Consider the following 7,469-nt stretch of genomic DNA (forward strand, 5'->3'; position numbering starts at 1 on the left):
TTCAACAGCTCAATGGCGGCTGGCGGTCAGGCGGCCGAAAATCAGCCCCACCAGCAGTGCAGCACCCACGGCCTGCAGTGGATGGTCTTTGATATAGGCCTTGGAGTAATCCACCGCCTGCAGCGGTGCGTCGGTAAAACGGTGCGCCTGGTCGCTGAATTTGCCGGCGACGCTGGTGGCGCCACTGGCGAGTTTGTCCACCGTGTTGTGGGCGACGGTCGCGGCACGGTCCACGGTGCTGCGTGCCGGTTCGGCGACCTTGTCGATGGTGCTGTGCAGCGAACTGCCCGCCTGGCTGACGCCACGCAACAATGCGCTTTCGCCGGTGCTTGTGCCGCTGGATGTGCCGTTGGATGTTTCCATGATGAGTTCCTTAAAAAGTGAGGGGTTGCAATCTGCTCAGCGCGCCGACACGGCCGGTGTGTGAACGCATTCTTCACTTTGAGACAGCACGCCCGGCTTGCCTGTGCGCAAGGGGATGACGCGACTGTAGGACAAGGCAGCCAGTCAGTCGAACAGGCCAGGTGTACCGCGCATTGCGCCTTCAATGATCAGTAAGCGCAGCTTGGTGCGGATGCCGCCGCTCGCGGAAAAACCGCCCGGCTGGTCACCGGCGGCCAGCACGCGGTGACACGGCACCACTGGCGCAAACGGATTGCGCCCGAGCGCCTGCCCGACAGCGCGGGCAGCGCCGGGTTCACCGAGCCGGGCTGCCACCTCGCCATAGGTCAGGGTCTGGCCCGGCGGGATGGCACGCGCGACGGCATAGACCCGTTGGTGGAAGGCCGGGACGCCGCGCATGTCAAAGACCAGCGTATCGAGCGCGTGCGCCTCCCCGCGCAGCATGGCGCTGATGCCGTGGATGGCCGCCTGCACCTCACCGTCAGGGAAGGCTTCGGCCGCATCATGAAAACGCTGGTGCATGCGCACACGTGTCTGCGCGGCATCTGCTTCGGGCAACTGCACGCCGCAGATGCCGGCATCACCCCAGGCAATGCCGCAGGCGCCAACGGCGGTGTCGAACAGGGCAAAAAAGACGCTGGGGGTGGCGGTGGTCATGCTGGCGGTCATCCTGATACACAAGAGGGCTCCGCGCCGCCACAAGCGGGCAGATTTGCTACTGAATTGGTAGCTGCCCGCCCTTTCCGGGTATGGGCTGGAGGTCTGAAACACTGTTCAAATTTCTGTCAGCCGTCACCGACAGCAACTGGCAGGATCTTCCTAGGAGTGGTCTGCAGCAAGCGGCGCACCATGGGCGCTTAACCGGAGCATGACCATGACATCTCTTTCCGACCGCTACACCGCTGGACGCCCGCGCGAGGTCAACCCGGAGGAGTCCGGTGTTGGGGAAGACACCGAAGACCTGCCGCTGTCACCGGATGAAGACATGTCGGTGATTCCCGACGAGGAGCGCGTGCTGGACGTGCCGTCCTGAAGCAGACCAGGGGTCAGCCGACGTCGCGCTTGAGACGAATTTCTTCAAGCTTGACGGTGCCGACCACCACCGTTTTCAGCGAGGCCATGTCGCGCTTGAAACCGGCGTGTTCGTGAAAGCGCATGGCGCGCTCATTGCGCACAGGCACCCAGACCGTGACCTTGGTGCAGCCTTCTTCCTTGAGACCGTCGTTGGCGGCGTCCCACAGGGCCACGCCCACACCCTTATTCCAGTGGGCCGGGTCCACGTAGATGGCCCAGATTTCGCCGCAGGTTGACGGTGTGCCCTTGTCGCGTGATCGGTCAAAGCCGACAAAACCCACCACCTTGTCGCCCTGCGTGGCAACCTGCACCTGGGGCTCCATGAACTCGATGGCATCGCGCCAGAACTGCTGGCGCTTGTCGATGGACAGGGTGCCGAGCTGATCGTCGGGAACCAAGCCCTGATAGGCGGCGCGTGAAGAAGAGGCGTTGATTTCGGCTATGGCTTTGGCATCGCGCACGGAAGCGGGTCGGACGTGGTAGCTGGACATGAAAGAGGCTTTGGGGGAATCGTTGCGGGGGGACCCGGATTGTCGCAGCAAACGAAAAACCGCCGCGCCCTACACTCACCAAGCATGACAAAAACGCCGACCGGCCCGGTTTTCAGGGCGCGCCTGCTGCCGGGCGGGACGCCCTTCGACGCATCGGCCAACCAGCCGCTGCTGCAGTCGGCGCTGCAGGCCGGTATTTTTCTGGAAAGCTCCTGCCGCAATGGCACGTGCCGCAGTTGCATCTGCCGCTTGACCAGCGGGAAGGTGCGTTACCGCATCGCGTGGCCGGGTCTGAGCGCCGAAGAAAAAACGGAGGGCTGGATTTTGCCCTGCGTCGCCTTTCCGGCGTCTGACCTGGTGCTGCAGCCACCCGATCTTTAAATGAAGCGAAATGGGCTCCCAGCCCATTACCCATGAGCGCAAGCAGCTCCTGTTTTCATAGCAAACGGGTCGACATGGCGCCGTGCAGTGATTTGTCACACAAATCTGCAAGGATGGAGAAATGGATTTTTTGCACCCGCCTCTTGATGCCTACCGCCTCGCCCGCACCCCCGATGCTGCAGCGACTTTTGCCGAACATGAAGATTTCAAGTCTCTCCTGCGGGCTGGCAGCGCGCACCTGGAGGTGCAGAGCGTGGCCGAAGTGCATACCGCCGGTCCCTCGTTTGAGCTGTTTACCGCCGCCATCGGTTCACGCGACCGGCAGGTCCCGGCCATCGGTTTTTTCGGTGGCATCCATGGCCTCGAACGCATAGGCACGCAGTTGATCCTGAACTACATGCGCGCACTCCTGAGCCGGCTTGAATGGGACACGCTGCTGCAGCAGCAACTGCAAAAGGTCCGTCTGGTGTTCATGCCCATCGTGAACCCTGGCGGCATGTGGGCACACAAACGCGCCAACCCGCGCGGGGTGGACCTGATGCGCAACGCCGCGCAGCGGGCCGAGAGCCGGGTGCCTTTTCTGGCCGGGGGTCAAACCATGAGCCCGCTGCTGCCCTGGTACTGCGGCCGACCCGGCGCGCCCATGGAAACCGAAAGCACGGCGCTGCTGCAGGTGGTGCGTGAGCAACTGGCAAGCCGGCCCTTCAGCCTGGCGCTCGACTGCCATTCGGGATACGGCTTTGATGACAGCATCTGGTTTCCGTATGCCAAAACACGCCGGCTGATGGCGCACCTGCCCGAGATGTTTGCGCTCAAGACCATGCTGGAGCAAGCCATGCCGCACCACGACTACAGCTTTGAACCCCAAAGCAACCAGTACCTGCTGCATGGCGACCTGTGGGACCACGCCTATGAACACACGCCCGCAGGCCACGTCTTTTTACCGATGACGCTGGAGCTCGGTTCCTGGCTGTGGATTCGCAAGAACCCGCGCCAGTTGTTCTCGCGGCACGGCATTTTCAACCCGATCAAGGCGCACCGCATCAAACGCGTGTTACGCCGCCATGTGGACCTGCTGGATTTCCTCACACGGGCCGCCTATGCCGCGCCGGGCTGGTTGCCGCTGGCAGAGCGCCGGGCCGAGCTGCAACAACAGGCCAGCGCCCACTGGCGGCCGAGGCGGGCTAGTGTCCTGTCGCGCAAATAAGGTGATGCAATGAAATCGCTCATTCAGTTGTCAGGCAAGGCGGGAGGAGGCGACATAGCCGTAGCTATGGCAACGACGAGCAACGCCGCATGGCGGCCGAATGGGCGATTTCATATCGCCTTTATTTGTGGGACAGGGCACTAGATGAGCTGGGTGCTGCTGCGCGGCCTGACACGGGAGGCACGCCACTGGAACGGCCTGCCGCAGCAACTGGCGAGCGCTGGGGAAGCCGTGATCGCGCTGGACCTGCCGGGCAACGGCGTCTACTGCGGCCTGCGCTCGCCGGCGACAGTGCGCGCGATGACGGCGTTTGCGCGCGCGCAGTTGCAGCGCCAGGGTTGCGAGCCGCCCTACCGGTTGCTGGGCATGTCGCTGGGCGGCATGGTCGCCACCGACTGGGCTCAGCAATTTCCCGGCGAGGTGGCCGCGCTGGTGCTGATCAACACCAGCATGCGCCCCTTCAGCAGCATCACCGAGCGGCTGCGTCCGGGCAACTGGCCGACGCTGCTGCGGCTGGCCGCACGCTGGAACGATGCCAGGTACAGCGAGCGCGTGATCCATGCGCTGACTTGCGAGCGCCGCGAAACGCTGGAACAGGATCTGACGGCCTGGGATCAGATCCGCAGCAGCGCTCCGGTGGCGGCCGGCAACGCCTGGCGCCAACTGTGGGCAGCGGCGCAATTTACAGCAGCTCCCGGCAGACCGACCTGCCCCACGCTGCTGTTGTCGTCCGAAGCCGACAGGTTGGTCAGTCCGTGTTGCTCGAAGCGCCTCGCGCAAGCCTGGCAGGTCAGCCACCAGCAGCACCCGTGGGCCGGCCACGACCTGCCGCATGACGACGCCGACTGGGTCTGCCAAACCCTTGCCGACTGGCGCTAGTCAGCCAGAATTCAGGCTTCAGGGCTAAGGTCAGGCGCAGCTCCTGCCATGACCCATCTCGCCGACCCGCCAAACACAACCGTCGAACCTGCATCAATGCCGGCAGCAGGGCCGCCCAAACGCGCCTGGGCATTGGCGCTGGGCACCGCCGCCGTCTGGTACCTGGACCCGGTGCTGGTCGAACTGGCCGAGTTGATCGGTGGCATCGCCTTGTCCAACAACAAGTCACTGGCGAAGGACGCCATTGCCGAACTGCGCCGCAAGGCTGCGGATTTGCGCGGCCAGATCGGACCGCTCCCGGCCAGCGCACTGGCCAAGGTGGTCAGGCGCACCGAAGCAGCGGGCGGCGCCGTGCTCGACAAGGGCGCACGCGTGAAAGAGCTGCAAACCAGCTGGGACCTCTTTCTGGCCTGCCTGCGTTCCAGCCCGAAACGCTGATAAACGCTGACAGCCTGCGGGGCCATGCGCGCCGGTCGGTGCGTCAGCGCGCTTCCCAAGGCATGATCGCCGGATGACGATGCTTCCCAGTGTGTGGCGCGCCCCGGTATCGCGATGGCTGACGGGCCTGGTGCTGCTGGCTGCAAGCGCCACGACCAGCCTGGCCGCCGCCCCCTTTGAAAACACTATCGCCCAGCGCACCCTGGCCTGCACCGCCTGCCATGGCCCGCAGGGCCGCGCCGCGCCCGACGGATATTACCCGCGCCTGGCCGGCAAGCCGGCCGGTTACCTCTACAACCAGTTGCTCAACTTTCGCGACGGGCGTCGGCACTACGGGCTGATGACGCAACTGGTGGAGCCGCTCAGCGACGCCTACCTGATGGAGATCGCGCACTATTTTTCGGACCTCCAGGTGGCTTATCCGGCGCCGGTGCCGGCCGCCGCTTCTGCCGATCTGCTGCGCCAGGGCCGCCAACTGGTGCTGCAGGGTGATGCGGCGCGGCGCGTGCCGGCCTGCGTGTCCTGCCACGGCCAGGCCATGACCGGTGTCGTGCCCGCAATCCCCGGCCTGCTGGGCCTTCCGCGCGACTACCTCAACGCCCAGCTCGGTGCCTGGAAAACCGGCCAGCGCCGGGCCCAGGCACCCGACTGCATGAAACAGGTGGTGGAGCGCCTGAACCTGGATGAGCTCAACGCCGTCGCGAGCTGGCTGGCCGCGCAACCCCTGCCCGCCAACCCGCAGCCAGTGGCCAGCCTGCCGGCACCGGCACCCGGCGCCGTCACGCTGACCTGTGCCAGCGCCCCGGCCACAGCGCTGAAGGCCAGGCCATGAAAAAGCTGCTGACCGGGTTGCTGGCGGCGACCCTGCTGTTTGCCGCTGCTGCGGCGCTGGTGGCCTGGCTCAACCTGCGCGACGAGGTGGATGTCCGTGTGCCGGTTGCCACGATCACCCCGAGCGATACCCGGCTCGCACGCGGCGCCTACCTGGCACGTGCCGGCAACTGCATGGGTTGTCACACGGCGCGCGGCGGCCCGGCGTATGCCGGCGGGCGCGGCATTGCCACCCCTTTCGGCACGGTGTTCAGCTCCAATCTCACCCCCGACGAAAAAACCGGCATCGGTAGCTGGTCGCCTGCACATTTCTGGCGCGCCATACACAACGGCCGCTCCAAGGACGGTCGCCTGCTCTACCCGGCGTTTCCCTACCCGAACTACACCCAGGTCACCCGTGAGGACTCGAACGCCTTGTTTGCCTACCTGCGCAGCCTGCCGGCGGTGGAACGCGCGAGTCCACCGCATGCGCTGCGTTTTCCCTACGACACGCAGGCGGCGCTGGCGGTCTGGCGCGCGCTGTATTTCAAACCCGGCGTCTACGAAGCGAACAAGCAGCGCAGCGCCGAGTGGAACCGCGGCGCCTACCTGGTCAGGGGGCTTGGACACTGCGCCGCCTGCCACACCGCGCGCAACGCGCTGGGTGCCAGCAGCGAAGCGCTGGACCTGGCCGGCGGGCTGATACCGATGCAAAACTGGTACGCGCCCTCGCTGAGCTCGCCGCACGAAGCCGGCGTCGGCGACTGGGATCGCCAGCACATCGTGGATCTGCTGAAAACCGGCGTCTCGCCACACGCTTCGACCACCGGCCCGATGGCCGAAGTGGTGCTGCGCAGCACCCAGTACCTGAGCGACGCCGACCTGGGCGCTGTGGCGCAATTTTTGAAGGAACTGGCGCCGCCGGCATCGCCAGCGCCTCAGGCCGCAGCCCCAGCGCCGGCCAGCGTGCTCAAACAAGGCGCCAAGCTCTACGAGCAGCATTGCGCGCAGTGCCATGACGAGCGGGGGCGCGGTGTGCCCCAAGCCTACCCGGCGCTGGCCGGCAACCGCACCGTGACCATGCCGCAAACCGCCAACCTGGTGCAGATTGTCCTCAACGGCGGTTACGCACCGGCCACCGACGGCAATCCTCGCCCCTTCGGCATGCCGCCTTTTGTGCTGGTGCTCAGCGACAGCGAGGTGGCCGCCGTGCTGACTTACATCCGTCAGTCCTGGGGGAATCAGGCGGGTGTGGTGACACCGCTGGAGGTGAACCGGATGCGGGCGGCATCCGTGCGTTAGCCGAGCGCGTTCCGGCATCACGCTGCTTGTGCGTTGACGGCATCACGCTGCTGCCGCGGCTTGCTACAGGCAGCAGTTCCAACTCCCCACTCCCAACCCCCCGCCCTTCCCTCGCCCCGCTGGGCGAGAGAAGGGAGCCTCATTTGGCCGCGTGTGCTGCACTCGCGTGCAAACTTGACCGTTCGTTGGGATTCCCGTGCAGGAAGCGCTGCGCGCTTCCTGCACTCCGGAGGGGAGCTTGGTGTTTGTATGGGGTGTTGGTTTTCTCCCCCCACCCGTCGGGCTGGGCCGAGGAGCGCAGCCGAAAACGGATCAGGGCGAACGATTGTCTGAGCGCAGCGAGTTCGAGCTCGGCCCCGTTTTCGGCGAGCACCGCAGGTTGCCCGTAGCGAAGCGAAGGGACCCAGACCATCGGGTCGCCTTTTCTTTTGCTTACTTTTCTTTTGGCGACGCAAAAGAAAAGTGAGTTGCCGCCGGGCAACCCC

Annotated in this window: 11 protein-coding genes; 7 read left to right on the plus strand and 4 right to left on the minus strand. The window is 65.3% G+C overall.

The window, feature by feature from the left end:
• Positions 1-9: 9 nt before the first annotated feature.
• Both ACH2CW_RS02830 and ACH2CW_RS02835 read right to left on the minus strand, forming a co-directional pair.
• Positions 10-363, minus strand: a complete 354-nt coding sequence (locus ACH2CW_RS02830; RefSeq protein ID WP_395055335.1) for a YqjD family protein — start codon at positions 361-363, stop codon at positions 10-12.
• Positions 364-507: 144 nt separating this feature from the next.
• Positions 508-1,059 carry a methylated-DNA--[protein]-cysteine S-methyltransferase gene (locus ACH2CW_RS02835; RefSeq protein WP_395055336.1) on the minus strand — a complete coding sequence of 184 codons (552 nt, stop codon included), beginning with the start codon at positions 1,057-1,059 and terminating at the stop codon, positions 508-510.
• A 217-nt stretch (positions 1,060-1,276) separates the two neighbouring features.
• Between ACH2CW_RS02835 and ACH2CW_RS02840 the strand changes: the two genes are divergently transcribed.
• On the plus strand, positions 1,277-1,435 hold the full coding sequence (locus ACH2CW_RS02840) for a hypothetical protein (RefSeq protein ID WP_395055337.1): 159 nt from the start codon (positions 1,277-1,279) through the stop codon (positions 1,433-1,435).
• A gap of 13 nt (positions 1,436-1,448) precedes the next feature.
• On the opposite strand, the gene ACH2CW_RS02845 is transcribed toward ACH2CW_RS02840, so the two are convergent.
• Positions 1,449-1,967, minus strand: coding sequence for a GNAT family N-acetyltransferase (locus ACH2CW_RS02845; protein ID WP_395055338.1), 519 nt, complete (start codon positions 1,965-1,967; stop codon positions 1,449-1,451).
• A gap of 84 nt (positions 1,968-2,051) precedes the next feature.
• Between ACH2CW_RS02845 and ACH2CW_RS02850 the strand changes: the two genes are divergently transcribed.
• The 6 genes from ACH2CW_RS02850 (at position 2,052) to ACH2CW_RS02875 (ending at position 6,984) form a co-directional block, all read left to right on the plus strand.
• On the plus strand, positions 2,052-2,348 hold the full coding sequence (locus ACH2CW_RS02850; protein WP_395055339.1) for a 2Fe-2S iron-sulfur cluster-binding protein: 297 nt from the start codon (positions 2,052-2,054) through the stop codon (positions 2,346-2,348).
• 121 nt (positions 2,349-2,469) lie between these two features.
• On the plus strand, positions 2,470-3,555 hold the full coding sequence (locus ACH2CW_RS02855) for a M14 family zinc carboxypeptidase (protein WP_395055340.1): 1,086 nt from the start codon (positions 2,470-2,472) through the stop codon (positions 3,553-3,555).
• 144 nt (positions 3,556-3,699) lie between these two features.
• The gene (locus ACH2CW_RS02860; protein WP_395055341.1) at positions 3,700-4,434 is read left to right on the plus strand and encodes an alpha/beta fold hydrolase; all 735 of its coding nucleotides are present in this window, start codon (positions 3,700-3,702) and stop codon (positions 4,432-4,434) included.
• Positions 4,435-4,482: 48 nt separating this feature from the next.
• Entirely contained in the window at positions 4,483-4,872 is a 390-nt protein-coding gene (locus ACH2CW_RS02865) for a hypothetical protein (RefSeq protein ID WP_395055342.1), read from the plus strand.
• Between the two features lie 73 nt (positions 4,873-4,945).
• Positions 4,946-5,704: a c-type cytochrome gene (locus tag ACH2CW_RS02870; protein ID WP_395055343.1), complete on the plus strand. Its 759-nt coding sequence runs from the start codon at positions 4,946-4,948 to the stop codon at positions 5,702-5,704.
• On the plus strand, positions 5,701-6,984 hold the full coding sequence (locus tag ACH2CW_RS02875; protein WP_395055344.1) for a cytochrome c: 1,284 nt from the start codon (positions 5,701-5,703) through the stop codon (positions 6,982-6,984). Before ACH2CW_RS02870 ends, ACH2CW_RS02875 begins: the two co-directional genes overlap by 4 nt.
• Positions 6,985-7,123: 139 nt before the next feature.
• Here the strand turns inward: ACH2CW_RS02875 and ACH2CW_RS02880 are convergent.
• Positions 7,124-7,469 (minus strand): hypothetical protein (locus ACH2CW_RS02880; protein ID WP_395055345.1); only part of this gene is annotated, 346 nt, incomplete at its 5' end.

It is taken from the genome of Polaromonas sp., assembly GCF_043778355.1.
In the GTDB taxonomy this organism is placed as follows: Bacteria; Pseudomonadota; Gammaproteobacteria; order Burkholderiales; family Burkholderiaceae_C; genus Polaromonas.

What these genes read in the sequence shown, in the direction of transcription:
- ACH2CW_RS02830 (WP_395055335.1), bottom strand. Translation starts at nt 363, where the DNA reads ATGGAAACATCCAACGGCACATCCAGCGGCACAAGCACCGGCGAAAGC.
- ACH2CW_RS02835 (WP_395055336.1), bottom strand. Translation starts at nt 1,059, where the DNA reads ATGACCACCGCCACCCCCAGCGTCTTTTTTGCCCTGTTCGACACCGCC.
- ACH2CW_RS02840 (WP_395055337.1), top strand. Translation starts at nt 1,277, where the DNA reads ATGACATCTCTTTCCGACCGCTACACCGCTGGACGCCCGCGCGAGGTC.
- ACH2CW_RS02845 (WP_395055338.1), bottom strand. Translation starts at nt 1,967, where the DNA reads ATGTCCAGCTACCACGTCCGACCCGCTTCCGTGCGCGATGCCAAAGCC.
- ACH2CW_RS02850 (WP_395055339.1), top strand. Translation starts at nt 2,052, where the DNA reads ATGACAAAAACGCCGACCGGCCCGGTTTTCAGGGCGCGCCTGCTGCCG.
- ACH2CW_RS02855 (WP_395055340.1), top strand. Translation starts at nt 2,470, where the DNA reads ATGGATTTTTTGCACCCGCCTCTTGATGCCTACCGCCTCGCCCGCACC.
- ACH2CW_RS02860 (WP_395055341.1), top strand. Translation starts at nt 3,700, where the DNA reads ATGAGCTGGGTGCTGCTGCGCGGCCTGACACGGGAGGCACGCCACTGG.
- ACH2CW_RS02865 (WP_395055342.1), top strand. Translation starts at nt 4,483, where the DNA reads ATGACCCATCTCGCCGACCCGCCAAACACAACCGTCGAACCTGCATCA.
- ACH2CW_RS02870 (WP_395055343.1), top strand. Translation starts at nt 4,946, where the DNA reads ATGACGATGCTTCCCAGTGTGTGGCGCGCCCCGGTATCGCGATGGCTG.
- ACH2CW_RS02875 (WP_395055344.1), top strand. Translation starts at nt 5,701, where the DNA reads ATGAAAAAGCTGCTGACCGGGTTGCTGGCGGCGACCCTGCTGTTTGCC.